Origin of the sequence: Microbacterium insulae, from assembly GCF_042677065.1 — a bacterium.
Taxonomy (GTDB): Bacteria; Actinomycetota; Actinomycetes; order Actinomycetales; family Microbacteriaceae; genus Microbacterium; species Microbacterium insulae.
On record NZ_JBHTII010000001.1, the window covers coordinates 176,590 to 197,939 of the forward strand.

General features: G+C 66.1%; 16 protein-coding genes and 1 tRNA gene. 5 read left to right on the forward strand and 12 right to left on the reverse strand.

The window, feature by feature from the left end:
- Position 1: 1 nt before the first annotated feature.
- The 5 genes from ACFQ0P_RS00855 to ACFQ0P_RS00875 all read right to left on the reverse strand — a co-directional run bounded on the left by ACFQ0P_RS00855 (position 2) and on the right by ACFQ0P_RS00875 (position 6,413).
- The gene (locus ACFQ0P_RS00855; RefSeq protein ID WP_204979854.1) at positions 2-1,333 is read right to left on the reverse strand and encodes a homoserine dehydrogenase; all 1,332 of its coding nucleotides are present in this window, start codon (positions 1,331-1,333) and stop codon (positions 2-4) included.
- Entirely contained in the window at positions 1,330-2,748 is a 1,419-nt protein-coding gene (gene lysA, locus ACFQ0P_RS00860; protein WP_204979855.1) for a diaminopimelate decarboxylase, read from the reverse strand. Before lysA ends, ACFQ0P_RS00855 begins: the two co-directional genes overlap by 4 nt.
- A 269-nt stretch (positions 2,749-3,017) precedes the next feature.
- A complete protein-coding gene (locus ACFQ0P_RS00865; RefSeq protein ID WP_204979856.1) occupies positions 3,018-3,839 on the reverse strand; it encodes an LmeA family phospholipid-binding protein in 822 nt (273 codons plus the stop codon).
- Positions 3,840-3,841: 2 nt separating this feature from the next.
- Positions 3,842-5,509 (reverse strand): arginine--tRNA ligase, encoded by a 1,668-nt coding sequence (locus tag ACFQ0P_RS00870; protein WP_204979857.1) that lies wholly within the window; start codon positions 5,507-5,509, stop codon positions 3,842-3,844.
- Between the two features lie 49 nt (positions 5,510-5,558).
- The gene (locus tag ACFQ0P_RS00875) at positions 5,559-6,413 is read right to left on the reverse strand and encodes a transglutaminase-like domain-containing protein (RefSeq protein WP_204979858.1); all 855 of its coding nucleotides are present in this window, start codon (positions 6,411-6,413) and stop codon (positions 5,559-5,561) included.
- 204 nt (positions 6,414-6,617) lie between these two features.
- Here ACFQ0P_RS00875 and ACFQ0P_RS00880 point away from each other — a divergent pair, with 204 nt between their 5' ends.
- Both ACFQ0P_RS00880 and ACFQ0P_RS00885 read left to right on the forward strand, forming a co-directional pair.
- Complete coding sequence (locus tag ACFQ0P_RS00880) at positions 6,618-7,430, forward strand: SGNH/GDSL hydrolase family protein (RefSeq protein ID WP_204979859.1); 813 nt, start codon at positions 6,618-6,620, stop codon at positions 7,428-7,430.
- A gap of 79 nt (positions 7,431-7,509) precedes the next feature.
- Positions 7,510-7,582: transfer RNA gene (locus tag ACFQ0P_RS00885), tRNA-Arg, on the forward strand.
- A 127-nt stretch (positions 7,583-7,709) separates the two neighbouring features.
- Here the strand turns inward: ACFQ0P_RS00885 and ACFQ0P_RS00890 are convergent.
- Positions 7,710-8,867, reverse strand: coding sequence for a tyrosine-type recombinase/integrase (locus tag ACFQ0P_RS00890; RefSeq protein WP_378771035.1), 1,158 nt, complete (start codon positions 8,865-8,867; stop codon positions 7,710-7,712).
- Positions 8,868-9,185: 318 nt separating this feature from the next.
- Between ACFQ0P_RS00890 and ACFQ0P_RS00895 the strand changes: the two genes are divergently transcribed.
- From ACFQ0P_RS00895 to ACFQ0P_RS00905, 3 genes are all read left to right on the forward strand, one after another.
- Entirely contained in the window at positions 9,186-9,506 is a 321-nt protein-coding gene (locus ACFQ0P_RS00895; protein WP_204979860.1) for a nucleotide pyrophosphohydrolase, read from the forward strand.
- On the forward strand, positions 9,493-11,235 hold the full coding sequence (locus ACFQ0P_RS00900) for a DNA/RNA helicase domain-containing protein (RefSeq protein WP_204979861.1): 1,743 nt from the start codon (positions 9,493-9,495) through the stop codon (positions 11,233-11,235). The genes ACFQ0P_RS00895 and ACFQ0P_RS00900 overlap by 14 nt, the downstream gene beginning before the upstream one ends.
- 258 nt (positions 11,236-11,493) lie before the next feature.
- Entirely contained in the window at positions 11,494-12,108 is a 615-nt protein-coding gene (locus ACFQ0P_RS00905) for an HNH endonuclease (RefSeq protein ID WP_204979862.1), read from the forward strand.
- A 142-nt stretch (positions 12,109-12,250) separates the two neighbouring features.
- On the opposite strand, the gene ACFQ0P_RS00910 is transcribed toward ACFQ0P_RS00905, so the two are convergent.
- From ACFQ0P_RS00910 to ACFQ0P_RS00935, 6 genes are all read right to left on the reverse strand, one after another.
- A complete protein-coding gene (locus ACFQ0P_RS00910; RefSeq protein ID WP_204979863.1) occupies positions 12,251-12,895 on the reverse strand; it encodes a hypothetical protein in 645 nt (214 codons plus the stop codon).
- 84 nt (positions 12,896-12,979) lie between these two features.
- Positions 12,980-15,049 carry an AIPR family protein gene (locus tag ACFQ0P_RS00915; RefSeq protein ID WP_204979864.1) on the reverse strand — a complete coding sequence of 690 codons (2,070 nt, stop codon included), beginning with the start codon at positions 15,047-15,049 and terminating at the stop codon, positions 12,980-12,982.
- Positions 15,042-16,010, reverse strand: a complete 969-nt coding sequence (locus ACFQ0P_RS00920) for a PD-(D/E)XK motif protein (protein WP_204979865.1) — start codon at positions 16,008-16,010, stop codon at positions 15,042-15,044. Before ACFQ0P_RS00920 ends, ACFQ0P_RS00915 begins: the two co-directional genes overlap by 8 nt.
- The gene (locus tag ACFQ0P_RS00925; RefSeq protein ID WP_204979866.1) at positions 16,007-18,748 is read right to left on the reverse strand and encodes a Z1 domain-containing protein; all 2,742 of its coding nucleotides are present in this window, start codon (positions 18,746-18,748) and stop codon (positions 16,007-16,009) included. The genes ACFQ0P_RS00920 and ACFQ0P_RS00925 overlap by 4 nt, the downstream gene beginning before the upstream one ends.
- Positions 18,735-20,198, reverse strand: a complete 1,464-nt coding sequence (locus ACFQ0P_RS00930; RefSeq protein ID WP_204979867.1) for an ATP-binding protein — start codon at positions 20,196-20,198, stop codon at positions 18,735-18,737. Before ACFQ0P_RS00930 ends, ACFQ0P_RS00925 begins: the two co-directional genes overlap by 14 nt.
- Before the next feature lie 46 nt (positions 20,199-20,244).
- Entirely contained in the window at positions 20,245-21,324 is a 1,080-nt protein-coding gene (locus ACFQ0P_RS00935; RefSeq protein ID WP_378771043.1) for a DNA cytosine methyltransferase, read from the reverse strand.
- Positions 21,325-21,350 lie beyond the last annotated feature (26 nt).

Here is a 21,350-nt window from a genome sequence, read left to right on the forward strand (position 1 = left end):
GTCAGTCTCCTTCCACACGCAGGACCGAGACGACGCGCTCGACGACGCCGCTCGCGGCGAGACGGTCGACCGTCTCGCTGAGGTCCTGCTCCAAGGCTTTGTGCGTGCCGATGACGAGACGCGCGGTGCGGGCGTCCTCGCCCGCGACGGTCTGCTCGACGTTGGCGATCGACACGCGGCCGTCGCTGAGGGTGCCCGCCACGGTCGCGAGCACGCCGGGCTGGTCGTCGACTTCTAGGGTGATCTGGTAGCGCGTGGTCACGCGGCCGATCGGGACGATGGGAAGGTTCGCGAGGGTGGACTCCCCCACGCCCACGCCGCCGGCGATGTGGCGGCGGGCGGCGGACACGACGTCGCCCAGGACGGCAGACGCGGTCTGAACTCCGCCGGCGCCCGCGCCGTAGAACATGAGGTTTCCGGCGGCCTCGGCCTGCACGAAGACGGCGTTGTTCGCGCCGTGCACGCTCGCGAGCGGGTGCGCGCGGTCCACCAGGGCCGGGTAGACCCGGACGGAGATCTCGTCTCGATACGCGGCTTCGCCGCTCCTCGACGGCCGGGGGGCGTTCAGGCGCTCGCACACGGCGAGGAGCTTGATGACGTAGCCGGCGTGGCGCGCGGCATCCATCATCTGCTTGTCGATCGAGGTGATGCCCTCGCGGTGCACGGCGTCCAGCGGGACGGTCGTGTGGAAGGCGAGGCTCGCGAGGATCGCGGCCTTCTGCGCCGCGTCGTAGCCCTCGACGTCGGCCGTCGGGTCGGCTTCGGCGTAGCCGAGGCGCTGCGCGTCGGCGAGGACGTCGGCGAACTCGGCGCCCTCGGTGTCCATGCGGTCGAGGATGTAGTTCGTCGTGCCGTTGACGATGCCCATGATGCGCTGCACGCGGTCGCCGGCGAGGGAGTCGCGCAGCGGGCGGATGATCGGGATCGCCCCGGCGGCGGCGGCCTCGTAGTAGACCTCGGCGCCCACCTGGTCGGCGGCGTCGAAGATCTCGGGACCGTGCGTGGCGAGGAGCGCCTTGTTGGCGGTGACGACGTCGGCGCCCGAGTTGATCGCCTGCAGCAGGTAGGTGCGGGCCGGCTCGATGCCGCCCATGAGCTCGATCACGATGTCGGCGCCCACGATGAGCGACTCGGCGTCGGTGGTCAGCAGCTCGCGCGGGAGGTCGACCTCGCGCGGGGCGTCGACGTCGCGCACCGCGATGCCGACCAGCTCGAGGCGGGCTCCGGCGCGGTCGGCGAGCTCGTCGGCGTGCTGACGCAGCAGCGACGCGACCTGCGAGCCCACGGCGCCCGCTCCGAGCAGCGCGACCCTCAGGCGGCGGTAGTCAGTCATGCGGTCCCTTCCTCGGGTGCGGTGAGGCCCGCGTCGCGCGAGAGCAGATCGTCGATCGTCTCTCCGCGCACGATGACGCGCGCCTCTCCCCCGCGCAGCGCCACGACCGGCGGGCGGGGGACGTAGTTGTAGTTGCTCGCGAGCGAGAAGCAGTACGCGCCGGTTGCCGGCACCGCGAGCAGATCGCCCGGGGTCACGTCGCCCGGGAGGTACTCGGCATCCACCACGATGTCGCCGGACTCGCAGTGCTTGCCCACGACGCGGACGAGAGCCGGGCCGGCGTCGCTCGTGCGCGACGCGAGCCGCGCCGAGTAGGCCGCGCCGTAGAGCGCCGGGCGGGCGTTGTCGCTCATGCCGCCGTCGACGCTCACGTAGAGCCGCTGCGCACCGTCGCCGATCGCGACGGGCTTCGTCGTTCCGACTTCGTAGAGGGTGACGCCGGCGGGGCCGACGATCGCGCGGCCGGGTTCGAACGCGAGGTTCGGCATCGGGATGCCGCGCACCTCGCACTCGCGGGCGACGGCGTCGGCGATCCCGGCCGCGAGGTCCTCGATCGGCGTGGGGTCGTCGGCCGACGTGTAGGCGATGCCGAAGCCGCCGCCGAGGTTGAGGACCGGCAGCTCGCCGTCGGCGCGGAGCAGGGCATGAAGCTCGACCACACGGGCCGCCGACTCCTCGAAGCCGGCGGTGCCGAAGATCTGCGAGCCGATGTGGCAGTGCAGGCCGACGAGCGTCAGGCCGGGGAGCTCGCGGATCCGCGCGGCGGCGGCCGGGGCATCCGTCAGCGTGAAGCCGAACTTCTGGTCTTCGTGGGCCGTCGCGAGGAAGTCGTGGGTCTCGGCGTGCACGCCGCTGTTGACGCGGAGCAGCACCGACTGGTGCGCGCCGCGGCGGTCGACGATCGCGGCGAGGCGCTCAATCTCGATGAGGCTGTCGATGACGATCGAGCCGACGCCCGCGTCGACCGCGGCCTCGAGCTCGCGCACGCTCTTGTTGTTGCCGTGCACCCCGATGCGCGACGGATCGGCGCCCGCTGCCAGCGCGACGGCCAGCTCGCCGCCGGTGGCGACGTCGATCGCGAGTCCCTCTTCGGTGACCCAGCGCACCACCTCGGTGCTGAGGAACGCCTTGCCGGCGTAGTAGACCCGGGCGTTCACGCCGTGAGCGGCCGCGGCGGCGCGGAACGCGGCGAGCGTGCGGCGGGCGCGAGCGCGCACCTCGTCTTCGTCGAGCACCCACAGCGGAGTGCCGAACTGGTCGCGCAGTTCGGTCGTGCGGACTCCGCCGAGGACCAGCACGCCCTCGTCGTCGCGGGTCGCCGCCTCGGGCCAGACGAGCGGGGCGAGGGCGTTCGCGTCTTCGGGCTCGACGAGCCAGTCCGGGGCAAGGGTGCGGGACTGCGAAGGGGCGGACACGGGTGGGACCAATCGGTTCGAGCTTCGGCGCTGAGCCGTCCGGGCGTCCGGATCGGCGCGTTCGCCGCGGCCGGAGGAGTCCACGCGCCGGGCGTCCTTGCAGTCTAGGGCACACCCCATGCCGGGCCCGTGATGTGTGACGCGGGCGGACGAGGTCGCGGCTCGCGCCGCTTGGCGAAACAGGGGACCTCGCCGAGACGGGGCCGCATACCGCCCTGCTTCGGCACGATCCCCTACCTCGGCGGATACATACGACGCGGGCTGTGGGCTCAGCCGCAGGTGCCGTTGGCCTGGAGGGCCGGGTCGGTGACGATCGCGCCGTCGATGTCGGCGTTCACCACGATGGAGTCGCCGCTCACCTCGACGTCGGTGAGCGTGACGCCGGCGGGCAGGTACTCCGCGAGGCAGATCGTCCAGTCCTGCAGCACGACGTCGGCGATCGGCCCGAAGCGCTCCGAGATCGCGGCGGCGTCGATGGATGCCCCGGCAAGGTCGAAGCTCGCGGGTGCCAGCACGAGCGCCCCCTCCGACACCGACGGTGCGAGGGCGACGCCGATCGGGAAGCTCAGACCGAAGACCTCGAGCTCGAACGTGATCGTGACGTTCGGCGAGGCGAGCCCGACCGTCTCGGAGGGGAACCGGTCGACCTGGGCCAGCAGGCTCTGCAGCTGCGCCTCGTCGAGGGTGACGGTCGCCGTCGCGCCGCCGATGTCGGCGCCCTGCTGGACCGGCACGTCCGTGGCGGTGACGGTGACGTCGCCCTCGAACTCGCCGACCGCGACGTCGTCGGATGACACCGTCACCTCGTTCAGGCTGCCCCCGAGCAGCTGCGGGATGACGAGACCCGGGATCTCGACATCCACCTCCTGGTCGGAGGGAAGAGCGAGGCGCTCGGCGATCTCGGTCTTGGCGGTGCGCTCGACGACGTCGCGCGCGATGGCTTCGGCGACGAAGAACACCACGACGCCCAGCACCACGAGAACGACGAGCGCGACGATCCACGGCCACGCGCGGCGGCGGCGCGGCGGCACCGGTTCGGCGACGGCCCACTCGGGCAGCGGTTCGGTGGGCTTGGTGTCGCCGGAGCTCATGGCTACATCCGTTCCGGTGCGCCGACGCCGAGCAGGTCGAGGCCGTTGCGCAGCACCTGGCCGGTGGCGTCGTTGAGCCACAGGCGGGTGCGGTGCACGGCTTCGACGGGCTCGTCCCCCAGCGGGATGACGCGGCAGTTGTCGTACCAGCGGTGGTAGAGGCCCGCGAGCTCTTCGAGGTAGCGGGCGACGCGGTGGGGCTCGCGCACCTCGGCGGCGAACGCGACGATGCGCGGGAACTCCTGGAGGGCGCCGAGGAGTGCCGACTCGGTCTCGTGCGACAGCAGCTCGGGGGCGAACTCGGAGCGGTCGACGCCGGAGCCGTGCGCGTTGCGGGCGACGTTGTGCGTGCGCGCGTGGGCGTACTGCACGTAGAAGACCGGGTTGTCGTTCGTGCGCTTGCGCAGGATCTCAGGGTCGAGCGTCAGCGGCGAGTCGGCCGGGTAGCGGCCGAGCGAGTACCGCAGCGCGTCGGTGCCGAGCCACTCGCGCAGGTCGTCGAGCTCGATGATGTTGCCGGCGCGCTTGGACAGGCGTGCGCCGTTGACCGACACGAGCTGCCCGATGAGCACCTCGATGTCCTTTTCGGGGTCGTCGCCGGCGGCACCCGCGAGCGCCTTCAGGCGATGGACGTAGCCGTGGTGGTCGGCGCCGAGCAGGTAGATCTTGTGGCGGAAGCCGCGGTCGCTCTTGTTGAGGTAGTACGCGGCGTCGGCGGCGAAGTACGTGTACTCGCCGTTGGAGCGGCGGATGACCCGGTCGCGGTCGTCGCCGAAGTCGGTTGTGCGCACCCACACGGCGCCCTCGTCGTCGAACACGTGCCCCTGCTCGCGCAGGCGGTCGACGGCCTCGTCGACGAGGCTCGGGCCGCCGTCGGCGGGCTTGGCGTGCAGAGTGCGCTCCGAGAACCACACGTCGAAGTGCACGTTGAACTTCTCGAGGGATGCCTGCAGCTCGCCGAGCTGGAAGTCGTAGGCCGTGTCGCGCGCCACCGTCAGCTGCTCGTCGGCGGGGAGTTCGAGCAGGTCGGGGCGCGCGTTCAGCACGCGCTGCGCGAGGGCGTCGATGTAGGCGCCGGCGTAGCCGTCCTCAGGGGTCGGCTCGCCCTTGGCGGCGGCGAGCACCGAACGCCCGAACCGCTCCATCTGGGCGCCGGCGTCGTTGATGTAGAACTCGCGCACGAGGGTGGCGCCGCTCGCGAGCAGCAGGCGCGCGATCGCGTCGCCGAGCGCGGCCCAGCGGGTGTGGCCGATGTGCATCGGACCCGTGGGGTTGGCGCTGACGAACTCGAGGTTGATCGTGTTGCCACGCTGGGAGTCGTTGGTGCCGAAGGCGGCGCCGGACTCGACGATGGTCTTGGCGAGGGCGCCGGCGGCTGCGGCATCCAATCGGATGTTGATGAACCCGGGGCCTGCGACCTCGACGCTCGCGATGCCATCGACCTGGCCGAGCCCGTCGGCGATCTCGGTCGCGAACTCGCGCGGGTTGGCGCCCACGGCTTTGGCCAGCTTCATCGCGGCGTTGGAGGACCAGTCGCCGTGGTCGCGGTTCTTGGGGCGCTCCAGCGGCAGGTCGGCGGCGGTGAGTCCCTCGGCGGCGCCGGGTCGTCGTGCCTCGGCGAGCGGGGCGACGACGGCGAGCAGGGCGGCGGAGAGGGCTTCGGGGTTCATAGCCGGACCAGTCTAGTTCGCGGTGCCCGGGCGCTTTCCGCGTGCGCGCTCAGGCCAGCTGCACGAGCGACGTGAAGTCGTCGAGGGAGGGGTCGGATGCCTCGGGCGCAGAGTCCGGGAGCATGTCGAGGCCGTCGAGCGACGACTCGTCCGCGACCACCCGGGCGTCGACGCGCATGTGCTCCAGGCCCACGAACCCGCCGTGGTAGCTGAGGAAGGCGCAGTCCGCGGCATCCCTCCCGGTGGCGATGCGCACGAGCGTGCGGCGGTTCGCGAGGCGCGTGCCGTCGATGACGTACCAGGCGCCGTCGAGGTAGGCCTCGGCGACGGCGTGGAAGTCCATGGGGCGAAGGCCGGGCGCGAAGCAGGCGGCGTAGCGGGCGGGCATGTCCATGGCGCGCAGGAGGGCGATCACGACGTGGGCGTAGTCGCGGCACACGCCCTGTCCGGTCATGAGGGTGGTGACGGCGCTGTCGGTGCCCTGACTGAGGCCCGGCGTGTAGGTGGTGCTCGACGAGACGAACTCGGAGACCGCGGCGATGAGGTCGTGGCCCGAGAGCCCCTTGAACTGGCGGCGGGCCTGCTGGAAGACCTCGTCGGACTGGCAGTAGCGGCTCGGACGCAGGTAGGTGATGGCTTCGAGGTCGCTCGTGCGGCTGGCGGCGGAGAGCCCCTCGACGGTCGCCTCGTAGCGGACTTCGAGGCGTCCGGCCTCGCCGAGGAGGCGGTGGAGGCGGCTTCCGGACTGGTCGACGATCTCGGTCGGGGTGTACACGCGCTCGCCCTGCGTGAAGGTCAGCTGCTCGCCCACGAGGGGCACGCCCTGGGCCGCGGTGATCTGGAAGATGAGGTCGACGGACGACCCCAGTTCGAGGTCCAGTTCGGCGGTCACGACGCGTTGCACCGGAGTATCTTACGCACGCGTGGCGGCCGGTTCTCACCACCTCCGGACGGCGGCTTCGCGGGTGCGCAGAATGTGTGCGTGCGGGGGTTCGCGGGCGATTTCTGCACGGCCTCCCAGGGCGCCGCACCTCAGGATTCGCGCGGCGTTGCCCAACGTTCGGGCGCCCGAATCGGCGGAGGCGGATTCGTGACGTACCCTCTCTGCATGCCCGCGCCCGGTCACCCTCGCCCTCGGCGTCCGTGGCTCCCCGTCGTGGGGGCTGCGCTCGCCGTCGCCGCGGTGTGCGCGCTGGGCATGTGGCGGCCGTGGGTGACCCCGTCGGCGCCCGTCGCCGTCGAGGAGAATCAGGCGGTGGTGTCTATCGCGCCGGATCCGATCGAGCTGCCCGACGAGCCGCGCGTGCTGATCTTCGGCGACTCGTGGGTGTACGGCTCGGCTGCGGTCGTGCCGACGCTCGGCTTCGCGTACCGGCTGGGCGAGAACCTGGGCTGGGACACCGTCGTCGACGGCATCCGAGCCTCGGGCTATCTGCGGACCGGGCTCGACGGCGGAACCTACGGCGAGCGCATCGCCGACCTCGATCCGGCGCTCGACCCAGACCTGGTCATCGTCGAGGGTTCGATCAACGACCGGCTGTTCTCTCCGGACGGATACACGGATGCCGTGACCGCCGCGTGGGATTCGCTCGAGGCGCTGTACCCCGAAGCCGCGATCGTGATCCTGGGTCCAGCGCCGCAGGTGCTCCCCGTTGAGGCGCCGACCGCGCAGATAGATCTGGAGCTGGCGCGGCTGGCCGGCGAGCGCGGCTGGTGGTACATCTCCCCCATCGCCGAGGGCTGGATCACCGAGGCGAACTACCTCGACGTGATCGACACGGGTCCGATCGGCCGCGACCATCCCTCGACCGACGGCCACGCCTACCTGGCCGAGCGGGTGGCTGAGTCGCTCTCGCGCACGTTCGCGGAGACGGATGTCGTGGCCGACGCCCCGCTGGACGAAGAGGTCGTCACGCCCTGAGTCATTCTGGGCTCGGGTGTCTGCGCCGGCGCCTCCGCGGCGGGTCCCCCGCTCGCGGGGTGGTAATCTCGATCGGCACGCCTCCGTAGCTCAGGGGATAGAGCGTTGGTTTCCGGTACCAAAGGTCGCAGGTTCGATTCCTGTCGGGGGCACAAGATAAATCCCAGGTCAGCCTGGGATTTTTTCTTTGCCCGCGTTCGTAGTTGACGTTTTCGGGGCCGATTTGCCCACATTTTGCCCACATCGGTTTTGTAGGCCTTCAACCACGGTCGAGCGCACTCAGCTTCCTAAGCCGACAACGTGCGGCGGATTGGTTGGCAGAGTCGGGCTCGCGGCGTCGTCGCGAGTGACGAGATGACGCTGCGCGGCGAGGTCGAGCGCGGCCGCGACGCTGTCGAGATCGTCGGGGAACAGGTCGGCGTAGACGTCGAGAGTCATCGTCGCGGAGGCGTGGCCGAGCATGCCCTGGATCGCCTTGATGTTCGCGCCCGATGAGAGTGCGAGGCTCGCTGCCGTGTGGCGGAGATCGTGCGGCGTGACTCGCGGGAAGCTCGAGTCGGCCTGCTGCACCCGCTGCACCGCCGAGGCGAGGGTGCGGGAGCGGAAGTTGCCGGCGCGGATGACGTCGCCGTTCGGCGACGGGAAGAGCAGGTCGTCGGGCTCGCGATCCTTGCAGGCCTCGGCGATCGGATCGACGAGGAACTGCGGGAACGGCACTGACCGCCGAGCGTGGGTCTTGGGAGTGCCAAACACGATGCGACCCGCCGGTTCGGACACCGCTCTGGCGACCTCCACGCGGCGGCGGGTGAAATCGACGTCACGGACGCGGAGCGCCGCCGCTTCGCCCCACCGCAGGCCGGTGTACGAAAGGAACAGCACCAAGGTTCGGGAGTCGCCGCACTCGTCGGCCAGACGGTGGACTTGAACGTGCGTGAGGTAGCCACGCTTGGCCTTGATGCGGCGCGGCAACTGGATGCCTTCGGCGGGGTTCCGGACGAGCCGACCGTCCCTCACGGCGAAGGAGAAGACGAGCGAGAAGACGGCGTAGATGTTACGCACGCTCTGAGGTGCGAGGGTCTTCGACAGGTCGCTGACCCAGTGCTGGATCTCGGCGTAGCCGATGTCGCTCAGACTGCGCCTCCCCCACCGCGGGATGATGTGCTTGCTCAACGCGCTCTCGTACCCCACCAAGGTCGTCGGCTTGAGCTGGGCCTGACTCTTGAGCCAGTCCCGCGCCCAGGTCTCGACGTTGACTCGCGCGAGCGCTGGGTCGACGTATGAACCTCGGGCCTTCGAGAGCTCCACCATGTGAAGGAACTCCTCCGCGTCGCGCTTGGTGCGGAAGCCGCGCTTGTCTGTCTGGGAGTGATCGGGCTTGCGATACCGCACGCGATAGCGGCGGCCATCTGCCGATTCGTATGCGGTGATGCTGCCCATTTCGACCTCCGCTCATGCCGGCTCGCCGGCGAGTAGGGGCCAGTCTCGAACACTGTTCGTGCCCCGTCAACGCGGCCGATCACAGTTGTGGACAGATGTCGGAGGACGTCCTCAACTGGCGTTGCGATGGAAGGGCGCCTCCCTCCGACGCCGAGAGTGTAGCGATCGTTCGCATCTCCGTTCTCGCCGCTCACTCCTTGCAGACTGCGCGCTGGCGCGCTCCGCTTAGCAGCCGTTCGACGGCGAGCACTGCGCCGCGCCCGACCGCTGGATGGGCTGATCGTCGGAGGGACGGCCGCTGTGCGATACCGTCACACCGTGACGAGTGACCGAGTTCGTGAAGCCTTGTCGGAGTTGGTGCGCGAGCGCGACTGGGCTCAGTTCCATACGCCGGCCAACCTCGCGAAGAGCATCTCCATCGAGGCCGGCGAACTCCTCGAATGCTTTCAGTGGAGCGACGACGCAGACGAGGTGCGCGTACGCGGCGAGCTCGCCGACGTCGTCACCTACTGCACGCTTCTCGCCGAGCGGCTGGGTGTCGACCTAGACGAGATCGTCCTGCAGAAACTCGCGGTTACTAGTTCGAAGTACCCCGCGGATCGATCGCGAGGGCGGAGCACGAAGTATGACGCCCTTTGAGATCGAGCGGCTCGACTTCACTACGCCCGCGATCTCCACATGGGCGTCCGGCGATGAACGGCGGACGAACTGGCCCGTCGTCTACGTTCTCGACAGCGGCGGGTCCCCAGATGCGCCATCTGTCTACGTCGGCGAGACGGTCAGTGCTGTGTCACGAATCCGTCAGCACCTTCAAAACCCCTCGAAAGCAGGATTCCGCCGCGTCCGTGTCGTCATAGACGAGACGTTCAACAAGTCGGCGTGCCTCGACCTCGAGTCGCACCTCATCCGCTGGCTCGCCGGCGACGGGCACTACACAGTGCTCAACGGGAACGAGGGCATCATCGATGCGCGGTACTACGAGCGCGACCAGTACCGCGAGAGCTTCCGGGACATCTTCGAGCAGCTGCGCGCGGACGGGATCTTTCAGCGCAGCATCCCTGAGATCGAGAACAGCGACCTGTTCAAGCTCTCACCCTTCAAAGTCCTCACACGGGAGCAGGCCATCGCGGTTGAGCAGATTGTGGAGGCATTCCTCGCGGACCTCGCGACAGGCACGCGATCGACCAGCGTCATTCAGGGCGATCCGGGTACGGGCAAGACGATCGTGGCAATCTTCCTGATGAAGCTGCTGGCGGACATTCGCGACTACGAAGACACCGATGAGATCGAGCAAGACTCCCTCTTCTCTGAGTTCTTCGTTCCCGAGAACCGGGAGCTATTGAAGAGCGTCCGCGTCGGACTGGTCGTACCCCAGCAGTCGCTTCGAGACTCAATCAAGAAGGTGTTCAAGAAGACGCCGAAGGTCAGTGAGGATCTCGTCTTGAACCCGTTCGACGTCGGCAAATCGTCTACGCCATTCGACCTACTCATCGTCGACGAGACGCACCGACTCAATCGCCGCGCAAACCAATCCTCGGGGATGCGCAACCGCGACTTCGCGGACATCAACGCGCGGCTGTTCGGATCTGATGACCTCAGCAAGACCCAGCTCGACTGGATCCGCGCGCAGAGCACCCACCAGATCCTCCTCATCGACGAGCAGCAGGGCGTGCGGCCCGCAGACCTCCCGAGCGAAGTACTAACTGCTGAGATCACTGATGCCAAGCGACTGCATCGATGGTTCCCGTTGGCGAGGCAGATGCGGGTAAGGGCGGACGCAGACTACGTGGGATTCGTCCGCCAGATCCTACGGGGTGAACTTCGCACCGGTGACCGGCCAGACTTCGGTGAATACGACCTGCGGTTCTTCGAGAGCGTCGCGGAAATGCAGCAGGCCATCCGCGACCGCAACCGCGAGGTAGGGCTCGCCCGGCTCGTGGCGGGCTACGCCTGGGACTGGAAGACCCGCGGCAACGGACCCGGCTTCGACTTCGAACTCGAGGGAACCGGGTTCGTCTGGAATCGCACAGACAAGGATTGGATCAACTCCCCCGGATCGATCGACGAGGTCGGCTCGATTCACACGGTGCAGGGTTACGACCTCAACTACGCCGGCGTGATCATCGGCGGCGACCTCCGATACGACAAGCTCACCCAACAGGTTGTGGTCGACCGCGACGCCTACCGGGACAAGAAGGGCAAGGAGAACCTCGCGCAGCTTCGTCGGCCAACAACAGACGACGATCTCCTGGCACTCATTCAGAACATCTACGGAGTCCTGCTCACGCGGGGGATCCTCGGAACGTACATCTACGTGTGCGACTCGGACCTCCGCAAGCACTTCGCATCTGTCCTAGAGGGGGACTGACAGAGGCGCACCGTCCCCCGACTGTGAGGTACGAGGCGTGAGGCGCTGGATCGTTCTCGCGACGCCAGGAATCCAAGGCCCAAGCGGCTTCATCCCAGTCGGTTTCGCACTCCGCCGCGTGCGCATTAGCACAGAGCACCGGCAGACGTTCCCTGTGGAGCACAACGCCGAGCGATCGCTGAAGAGCCGGGCTGTCGGTGCGCGACGAGGAACCCGCTGAAGCGTACGACACGCCGGAGCGAACGCTATGCTCCGTCTGTGCCGCCGCTCGGAGAGTTTCGCTTTGCCATGCCGCTGCCGGTTCGGATAACCGGGCGTAGCTCGAGCATCACTAACTCGTTCGTGAACGGCATCATTCCGGTGATCAGACCGACGGCCGAGCAGATTGAGCAGGCCCTCGCGATACTCGGCATGGACGAGGTGGTCCGCTGCGCATACTGCGGCGACCCAGCGACCGAGTGGGACCACCTTCGCCCGCTGGTGAGTGGGCAGCGGCCCACGGGCTACATTTCGGAAATTCACAACCTCGTTCCGTCATGCGGCAAGTGCAACCAGAGCAAGGGCAACAAGCCATGGCGCGACTGGATGCTCGGAACAGCGCCCAGGTCCCCCGCGTCTCGCGGCGTTCCCGGCCTAGAGGAAAAGATGTCCCGCATCGAGGACTATGAGAAGTGGGGAAGCGCCTCCCGCGTCGACATGGCGGACGTCGCGGGCGCCGAGCTCTGGGCCGCTCACTGGGAGAACCACAGCGCCATTCTTGAGTTGATGAGGCAAGCCGAGGGCACCGCCCGCGCGATCCGTCAGCGAATCGCGGAGGCCAGCGCACAGATCGAGCCCCCCATAGTCGCGGATTCGTCCGTTGCCGAGAGTTGATCAGTAACCGACAGGGTCGACCACCGACATCCTTCTCGGGAGATCGCCGTAGACCATACGGCCAACGTCCGCTCCGGGCCTGCACAACATGCGATCGCCGAGCGCCATGGCGAGAAGTGATGCAACGCGATTCGCTGTCGCGTTAGCAGTACGGGCAGTCGCCGCTCGCCGGAAGCTCGACGAAGTGGACTTCGCACAGCTCCTTCGGCCGTTCGGGCCTCACGCTTCGCCAGTACCCGCCGTCCCGGATCCGATTTACCGGGAGCTCGATCTCCTCGCCGACCCCTCGTTTCACGCGATGCCAGATGTACCCCGAGTGAATGAATGCCTTGCGCACGCCGTCCGTCGGGACTGCGGCGATGTAGCTGCCGCTTCTTGGGATGTAGAACTCTCGGAACTCGCGGCCAGCGAGAAACTCACGAACGACAGGTAGGTTCTCGAGCGGGATCCGGTAGTGCTTGAGCGCCTCCTCGAAGGTCTGGAAGGTCTTGCGCCCCGATCGGTCGTCGATGCCCTCGACGGTGAACCCGAGCTCAGCGAGGCGGCCCGCGGCTGCGTGCTTGCCGCCGCTGATCTCGTCATGGCTAACGGAGACTCCGTGCTGCCGCTGATAGGCGGCCGCGAAGATCGCCTTGGAGTCGTAGCGACCGTCCTCCGTGACGACGAAGTACTCCTTCGCCTCGCCGTAGCCATACCTCTGAAGAAACGCGTTGCGACCAAGCCGATCGAACTCCGCCATCGCCCATTCAACGGATCCGCGGTCGGTCAGGTCGGCATACGAAAGCATGGTGCGAGACTACCGACCGCCGTCGACGTCTACGTTCCACTCGCGATCGCGATCGCTCGGGCGACGCATTGGAGTCCAAGAAGGTCAATACGCGTCCTTCGAGATCACTGCCCCCTCGGCCATTCGATCGAGGGCCTTCAAGAGGGCGGCGGCCTGCTTCTCGGTAGGTATGCGTCCTTTGCGCAACCCGAAGCCTGCGACAAGGTCCGATTCCATCGGGGAGAGACGGACAGCACCCGATGAGGAGTACACCGCCTCCCAGACGGTCGACGGGATCTTCAGGACGCGCTGGACAGCCTCGAACCCACTGTCCATGCGGCGTTGCTTCTTGTCGTCACTGGCTTGGCTAGTTGCGGTATCAGCATCGATGAGGTCGACGGCAAGGTCGCGCGGCAGTGGGACCGGGGCTTCCCTGAACGTCGTCCAGCAGACTTCCTGCTTCGCCCACTGGGTCACATTGGCCTGTTTCCTGCGAGGATCGGTCAAGTGCTCCTGGGCCCGCTCAGCCACTACCAATGCGGCGCCGAGGAGCGTCTGACTCGTGCTCTGGCGGGCCCAAATGGCATCGAAGTTGAGCCTTGAGCCAGAGAACTGGCGTGGGATCTCGTGTGCCAGCTTCGCCACGCCGTACGCGACGATGTTCGCCAGGTACCCTTTGCCGTACCAGGCCGATTCGCGTACAGCTTTGTGGAGGTCGTTGAAGAGAATCGCTTTCGCCACGTTGTTCTTGAAGTAAGCGTCACCGAACTGATTCGGATCCTTCTCCCATGAGGCGACGACTTGGTGCGCGTACTCGATGAAGTTGGTCTGCGCCCCCTTGCTGACGGTGTGAGGGCGTTGGCCCCAGCTGAAGGCGTACTTCGACCAATCGGTCTTCACCAGGCGCTGACTTTTCGGGTACTCCAGCTCGAACTTCTTCTGCTCCGCGGCAGATCCGCGAGCCACCTTGTCGTTCTCCCATTGCCCGCGCGAGCGTTCGTAGTACCAGCCAGTCTGATACTGTTCCCCCTCGCGCGCCGGGGCTCGGAGGCGGCGACTGGTCTGCTCCATCAGCACGTGGAACTCGTGATTTGAGAAGAGATCGGCCGCGCTGACTCGGTTCTGGCTGTTCGCATACTTGGAGACGTCGGCCACGACCTCGGCTGCGTTCTCGCTGCTCACGGTGACCAGCTTCATCTGTACGAAGACGTCGTCCACAGATCGTTTGCTGTCGCCGCGCAAGTAATGGACGAGCGAAGCCGTCGTCTGTCCGCCGTTCACGATCTGCCAGTTCTCGATTGAGCGGATGAACGTGCCCTTGCGAAGAGTGACTAGATCCACGTCCGTCGCAGTAGTCGTCAGCCCGTTGTTGAAGGCAAGGAACATCTCGGGCTTGTGAGCGAGAGTCTGCTGAATTCCTCGGTTGACGGCTCCCCGAGCGCTGAGGTAGGTCCGAACGTTGGACTCGAGGAGCTGGCTGCCGTACTCCTCGAAGACGTCTGCCAGCAGGCGACCGGGCAGGACCGCAAGGTAACTCTGGGTCGACGAGCCACCGTCTGCGGCGACGAGGCACTGGAGCCCGTCCGGCAACCACTTCGTCAAGTCGATGCGCATCGCCTCGTCGCCGGTCTGAGGTGTTGCCGCTGCCAAGATGCGGTTGCGATCCCAGATCGCGTACGAGGCGGGCCGGTCCGCCACGATGCCGTTCGGGATCGTCCTGATGCGCTCACTCATCAGGCCATCAGTGATGAGCAGGAAGCGTATGCGCGCGACCGACGACAGCCGGTGCCGGAAGTAGTCGGCGTACTCGACCTCACGGGAGCTCGGTTCCAGGTTCTCGGCGAGCCAGCCATCCGCCGCCAACTGCAGGAAGTCTGCACCGCGACCGAACATGTCGTTCGCGTCGCCGAGCGTCACAGTGCCTTCACCGTCGAAGTACTTCCCGACGATGACGGTGAGGGAGGCGTCAGTCGAATCCTCCGCATAGCCGAGCAACGACAGAACACGTCCGCGCGGACCGCGGCATTGAAGAGGTTCCGAGACGATGTCGTACGCCACGTCCGCGTCCTCGAGTCGCGACGCGAACTCCTCGACGAAGGCTCTCAGCTCGAAGCTGTCGGAGCCGGCGGATCGGATCTTTATATCGTTCCGGAGTTGGTCCAATTGATCACTCACCGCGCGCCGCCGATCCGAGTCCGTTCATGGTTGCGGCGAAGGGATTCAGCGCCGCAACCCGTAGCGAGAAGGCCACCTTCACCACGCCCTCGGGAACCGCCTCAGGGGCGATCGTTGGAAACCCTTCGGCGACTTGGAAGCGGAGCCACTTGCCAGGAAGAAAGCGCCACTGCCGGTAGTACTCGTCGCCGACGTCGAGATCGAGGGCGGTCAGCGCGAGATCCCACCTCTCAAGCGCGGTTGCACCGCCGCGCTCGGCAATCTGGCGGACCTCGTCCACGAGGTCGAGGAAGCTCGTGCCGGACGGATCTGACGCTGATACCCGGTCCATGGGCAGAACGAGAAGGTCAAGACCAGCATCAATAGGAGCGATCTGTGCCGGCGAGGTGATCCGAACCTCCTTTGGCGGTTGGTGGCATGACTTCACCTCGATCGAGGATCCGTCAGCGAACTCGAAGTCGTGGAGCCCGCCGAAGGGACCACCCCACGCCTCGAAGACTTGGAAGGCATCGAAACCGGCATCACGCTCTAGGACTATCGCGAGCTCGAGCTCTGCGAAGAGTCCGCGGATCTGTTCCTCAGAGAGTCGGCCCGCGGCGCGGGCACCGAACCGGCGGAACTGGTCGACGGCGTTCACAAAAGCGACGAGCGCCGAGTCAGCTGAGTCGGCCTCTGCGCTATGTGTCAGAACGTACTCGAGGAACTTCAGAAAGATCGAGGGGAGCCCGGGATCCTTTGAGCTGATCCGAACGAAGTCGTCCGCCCCGGAGCGAACCGTCTTCACGGCGAATCCGCGTCCATCTCCGACTATGACATCAGCCGGGAGTGATGCCTGCACGACGAGGGCCGCGTGACCGTCGTTGTTCTCGGCGAGCACAGTCAACCACGGATGCGGCACCTGGACGACGCGATGATTCGGGCCCTGCAGCGCGCCCGTCATCGCGCTTTCAACGGACATCATTCGTCGCCCGTTTCGATGTCGTCTCCATCGTCGAGGTATCCGTACAGGCTTCGCTGCTCGACGGAGTTGACCCAGAACTGCTGCCCCCCTCCCCTCCTGAGGATGTCAGCCTTCTCCTCCTCGGGAATGTCGGGGAAGACGAGAACGACAGCGATCAATGGATCCGAAGCGGAGATGGCGACCTCAGGGGTCTTGCTCTGCTCGTCAGCGTTGGTCGTGATGGCGAAGACGAGCAGCATCGGGTGGTCGATGCTCGCGATCACAGCCGCTTCGCTGGCGGCCCCGTTCAGCGCGGCCCGCTCTGCGCGGGTGAGCGCTCCCGCGAGATTGGTTGCCGTCGCCACGCGCCGGTTCCCGAGCGCCAGAGCACCGCCAGCCGTTCGCTTGATGGCGTTGCGGACGCTGCTCTGCACGGCGAGTCCATTCCCGAAGTCGACGGGGTCGCCGGTTCCTCCAACGAGGACCACTCGCCACTCGTCGGCCCCACGAGCCTCGCCGAGATGAGCGGCGATCTGGGGTGCGACCGCCGTCCCCGCGCCGCCGAACCAAGGGTCGCTCTTGAATCCCTTGAAGTCAGTGAAGAAGTCCGAGATCGCCTCGGGTGACACCTGCGACCAAGTTGGGTAATTCAGGTTGGACTGTGATCGAGTGATCCGTCCTTCCTCGACTCCGCGGGTAAGTCCGTCCAGGAGCGTTTGAAGAGCCCGCTTGTTGCGGTCTCGGTCAGCGGCGGACTCTGACAGGAAGTGCGACTCGAATTTCTGCCCGTGGATCAGGATGGTGCCAGTGACGAGCTCGGCCGCTTTTCGCTTGTTCGCGGCGACGACCTGAAAGCCCTCCGGGTGGGCGCGGACCCGTAGGCCGAAGTCCCTCGGTGTGAGCTCTTTTGCGCGCATCTCCAGCAACAGCTCGCGGAGCTCGCCCGTGACGTCTGATGACCACTGGAAATCGTCGCGCGTGGACTCTGGCATCCATACCCGTACCAGATCTGCATAACCGGGGCGATAGCCGAACCATCTGCCCATCTGCATGAGCGTGTCCATCGACCGAGGCTCCCGGACGAAATAGCTGACCTGAAGCCCATCGAGTGTGAGCCCACGCGAGAGAACATCGCCGCCGATGAAGATCGTCGGGCGGAGGTCCTCCTCCCGTCTCTGGTCACGTGTCATGAGCCGCCGTGCCTTCGATCTGGCGGCCGCGGTCTTGCTGTTGACGAGCTGAACGAGCACCTCCTGCGACACGTCGAACAGCGCGCCCCGCACATCGTCCCATTCCACGTCGACGCCGGCGAACTGCTCGCTCCAGACGCGCTCGATGCGCCCCCGCAACCCGCTGCTGCGCGCTGAGTCCGACCGTCCCAACTCGCCACGGATCACGCCGCTGAGCGCGAGAGAGAAAGGCTCCACCAGGTCGAACACTTGGCTCTGGACGTCGTTGAAGCGCGACACGTTTATGAGCATGGAAGCCTCCGAGGCAAGGCCTTGGTGGCGAAGGAGTCGGATCGCGGTGCCGAGATAGAAGGAGACGATAGCGTCCTTCATGCTGTCCGGGAGGTCGTCCACCACGAGATCGCTCTTGTGATTGATGGGGATCACCTCGAGGCAGTCCTCCACATCAAGTTGAATCGCGGGATGCTCCCCGGAGAAGTATCCGCCGATGCCCTGGTAGTTCGAGGGGCTGCTCATGACACGGATGTAGTCGGCTGGGAAGAGGTCGTTCCCGAGGTCGTCCTTGGCCGCCTCGTGGTCGATGAAGATGTTCGCGAACGGTGTGGCAGTTATTCCGAGGTAGGAGCTGCGTCGCGAGCTGTCCAACAGGCGACGGATCTGCTTGTTCACGGCGGCGGGGTCGGTGTCCGTCTTCGTATTCGGCGTGCCCCAGTCTGATTCGTCATCGATGACGACGAGCGGCGTGTCCAGCCGCCCTCCCTGCGCTTGGCGCCGAATGTAGTCGGCGACATTTCGGATGAGACCCGCATTCTTCTTTATTACGAACACCGTTGGGTTCCCGGACGCCACCCAGACGATTCCCGACCGCTTCGCGCTCGCGCTGAAGTCACTCCTGACGGTGGTGAGCACATTCGGCTGGAAGTCGGGGTCGAACCGCGCGATTCCGAGTTGCTGAACAGCGGCCGATCTGATGTTGTCGTCGAGATAGTCAGAGTCGATGCCTGTGAGATCCGAGTCGATTCTCTTCTGAGTCTGGGCGCGAAGATCGTTGGTGTGGCCGCCGATAACGATGACGAGGCGATAGCCGTAATCGATCGCCTTGTTCAAGATTCCGATGTAGGTGGCGGTCTTCCCCGACTGCACCTCACCCATCAGCAAGCCCCGACGGGCCCAGGTCCCCGCCTTGGTGGGATCGCCAAGCAGCTCCACCACCTCGTCGGTCTGCGTCGCCAGATCTTCGATCACTGATCTGGCCCAGTCTCGGGCAACGAGCAGTTGCTCGTATGCCTGGTATCGGTTGTGAGGGACATCCGAGGCCTTGTCAGCGAGCCAGCGCTCGAATGTGTCGCGGTCGATCACCGTGCCGCCGTCGTCCAGCACGATTGTTTCCTCGCGCGTGAGCTCCGCGACGACAGCCGCGACCTCGTCAGGAGAGAGTTCGGAGAACAGGAGTCCTGCGATGCCGGTCGCCTTGTCAGCGAGCTGGTCGAAAGTCATCTCACGGTTGCCGGCGACGAGCTGCTGTTTTAGGAGCATCTTCAGTCCGGACTGTCGGTCACTGAGCTTCAACGCGGTGTTCCTTCCAGATCTGTTCGACCATCTCGAGGAGGTTGGGAAGTGTATCGAAGGGCTCCGTATGAGCGAGCGCCGCGCCGACGCTTGCGACGTCGTCGCCCAGAAGCCCTGACTCCCTTATCTGACGCAGTGATTCCTTCACCGCTTCGACAGCTGGGCTCGTATTGGCCGGAGTCGTGTTCTTCGCCATTTCCACGTACAGGTCGTAGGAAGGGAATCCGTCGGCGAGCACGTTCAGGAGCCGATTCACCTTCTCCGCCTGGGATGTGTCAAGTGTGCTCAGGACGGAGATGACGAACGGGTTCTCGAAGTTGACGTCGTACCGGATCCCATCGCGATCCAGCACCTTCTGCCACAGGTGGGTGACCTCAGCCGGTCCGGACTTGCGCCCACGGAACGTGTGCACGCGTCGGCCGCGCTCAAGGACCCCGTCCATGAGTCGACGAAGCTCAGCCTTGAAGGAGGCAGGAGGTTCAGCTCGAGACTTCTTGATGTCCAGCTGCCACAGATGATCCAGAGAGTTGGGAATGTCGACTCTGATGCGGGTCTGCTTGGAGATCTCAGTCATGCGAGCGAGCCCATACCAGTGGCCGTGAGAGATCAGCCGCTCGTTTCGATAGACGTAGAACCCTTGCGCCTCACGCATGCCCTCGCCGAGGTCGTGCCGACGCCGCTCTGCCGGCGTCAGGCCAGACGGGTGCGGAAGCGTGAAGGCGGTCACCGCGACCTGCTCACCATCGACCGGGATGTACTGCGTGGGCGACTCCTGAGTGCGCGGATTTGCCGTGACAAACGGATCGAGAGGCTTCACTTCGACGCCATTGACCGAGATCGCCACGCGGTCTGTTCGGCGGGCGAGGAACCTATGAAAGATGAGGGAAAGGTCCGCGCTCACCTCGAGTGCGCGCTCGCGGATCAGGGCGCCCGGGTCTTTCGCGTCGCCGAGCAGCAGATCCAGCTTCCGCAGCACCACCAGCGTGCCGGACTCGCGAAGCTCAAGGCGCTCGTACCAGGGTGTCGCGCGCAGCTCGGCCTGAGTCAACCGCTGCAGACTCCACGTTTGGGTCGCGGCGATGTGGTCGATGTCCCATTGAAGGCCCGTGGTCTGCCCGTCGCTGCGGGAAATGACAGTCAGGCATCGTGCTTGTGAGAGCGAGGCCGTCTTGAGACCGAGCCCGAAGCGCCCGAGGTCAGAGCGGGTTCGCGCCCCCACAGAGCCGGCGAGGCGGAGCGCCTCGCGAGCGACCGACGGCAACATCCCCTTGCCGTCGTCGAGGATCGCGATGTGGTCAGCGTCGATTGGCTCCAGATCGATCTCGATGCGGCGGGCTTCCGCTGTGATGCTGTTATCGATGAGATCGGCGAGTGCGGCGCTGAGCGAGTAGCCGACCGAGCGCATAGACTCCAGCAGTTCAACCCCGGGCGCAACGATCTCGTCTTCCATCCGAGCTCCTTCAGTTCTCGACGCCGAGCGGTTGACGACCCGGGCGCTACGCGCGCGCGAGGTTGCGGTCTGAGGCTACGAGATGGGCAAGGTTGGCGTCGATGGCCGGGTAGGGCTGCCCATTGAACGAACGGAAGAGTGCGGTGAACACCGCCTCGGCCCCCTTTACGGGGACTGCCATTCCGACCTGCCGGCGAACGCTCTCCTTCGTTCCCTTGAAAACGAAGGTGTCCGGGAAGGACTGCAGGCGCGCACGCTCGCGGTTGGTCAATGCTCGTGACTCGTCCCAGTGATACACGTGCGTTCCCCCGCCCCCAGAGCCCGTCACGGTGTAGGCCGGCTCATTCGGATGGAGCCTGCGATAGATCTGGCTGATCGTGGCTCCCTTCACATTGAGTCGCAGGTGCGCAGGCAGGTCCGCGTTGAAGGCGTTCTCCCCAGGGCGAATATGGTCGAGCCGCTCAACCACCTGAGCCGACTGCCGAGTCCGTTCATTGTTTGCGAGATTGCCTCCCACTGGAGGAACAGTGAGGGCTGTGCGCGCCGATACGTCCAGCCCGGCGTAGAGAGCGGGGCTGGGCACCCGGAAGTCGACGTCAAGATCTTTGCGCACACCGACGACGATGATGCGCTTCCGCTTCTGAGGGACGCCGTACTCTTCGAAACTGTAGAGATGAGGATAGAGGCGATAGCCGAATTCGCCGGCCTCGGCCAGTTCGTCCAGGATGAGCCTGAACGCCCGTCCGGCGTTCGCGCTCTGCAGTCCGGAGACGTTCTCCGCTACGAACCAGTCGGGGTTGTGGTGATCGAGCACCCGGACACCGTATGAGTAGAGCGGGCCGTACTTACCATCGAGCCCGCGCCACTCGCCTACAAGGCTGTAGTCATTGCACGGGAAACCGAAGGCGAATCCGCTCACCTTGCTTTGTTGCTCGATCGGGTAATCACGGACGTTCTGGCACGTGACGGTGGCCTGAGTGGCCCCGGGGATGTTGGCCACGTACGTATCGCACGTGCTCTGGTCGTAGTCGTTCGCCCAAGCGTGCATCAGCTCCACACCGGTCGCCAGGGCGGCGTTGTGGGCCCCGAGCGCCATGCCCCCGGGGCCTGAGAAGAGCTCACCCATCCTGAAGGAAAGTCGTGACACCGTGT

Bases quoted from the DNA above. Each gene is read 5' to 3' on its own strand.
- ACFQ0P_RS00855 (WP_204979854.1), bottom strand. From the start codon at position 1,333: ATGACTGACTACCGCCGCCTGAGGGTCGCGCTGCTCGGAGCGGGCGCC.
- ACFQ0P_RS00865 (WP_204979856.1), bottom strand. From the start codon at position 3,839: ATGAGCTCCGGCGACACCAAGCCCACCGAACCGCTGCCCGAGTGGGCC.
- ACFQ0P_RS00870 (WP_204979857.1), bottom strand. From the start codon at position 5,509: ATGAACCCCGAAGCCCTCTCCGCCGCCCTGCTCGCCGTCGTCGCCCCG.
- ACFQ0P_RS00880 (WP_204979859.1), top strand. From the start codon at position 6,618: ATGCCCGCGCCCGGTCACCCTCGCCCTCGGCGTCCGTGGCTCCCCGTC.
- ACFQ0P_RS00890 (WP_378771035.1), bottom strand. From the start codon at position 8,867: ATGGGCAGCATCACCGCATACGAATCGGCAGATGGCCGCCGCTATCGC.
- ACFQ0P_RS00900 (WP_204979861.1), top strand. From the start codon at position 9,493: ATGACGCCCTTTGAGATCGAGCGGCTCGACTTCACTACGCCCGCGATC.
- ACFQ0P_RS00910 (WP_204979863.1), bottom strand. From the start codon at position 12,895: ATGCTTTCGTATGCCGACCTGACCGACCGCGGATCCGTTGAATGGGCG.
- ACFQ0P_RS00920 (WP_204979865.1), bottom strand. From the start codon at position 16,010: ATGATGTCCGTTGAAAGCGCGATGACGGGCGCGCTGCAGGGCCCGAAT.
- ACFQ0P_RS00930 (WP_204979867.1), bottom strand. From the start codon at position 20,198: ATGGAAGACGAGATCGTTGCGCCCGGGGTTGAACTGCTGGAGTCTATG.
- ACFQ0P_RS00935 (WP_378771043.1), bottom strand. From the start codon at position 21,324: ATGGGTGAGCTCTTCTCAGGCCCCGGGGGCATGGCGCTCGGGGCCCAC.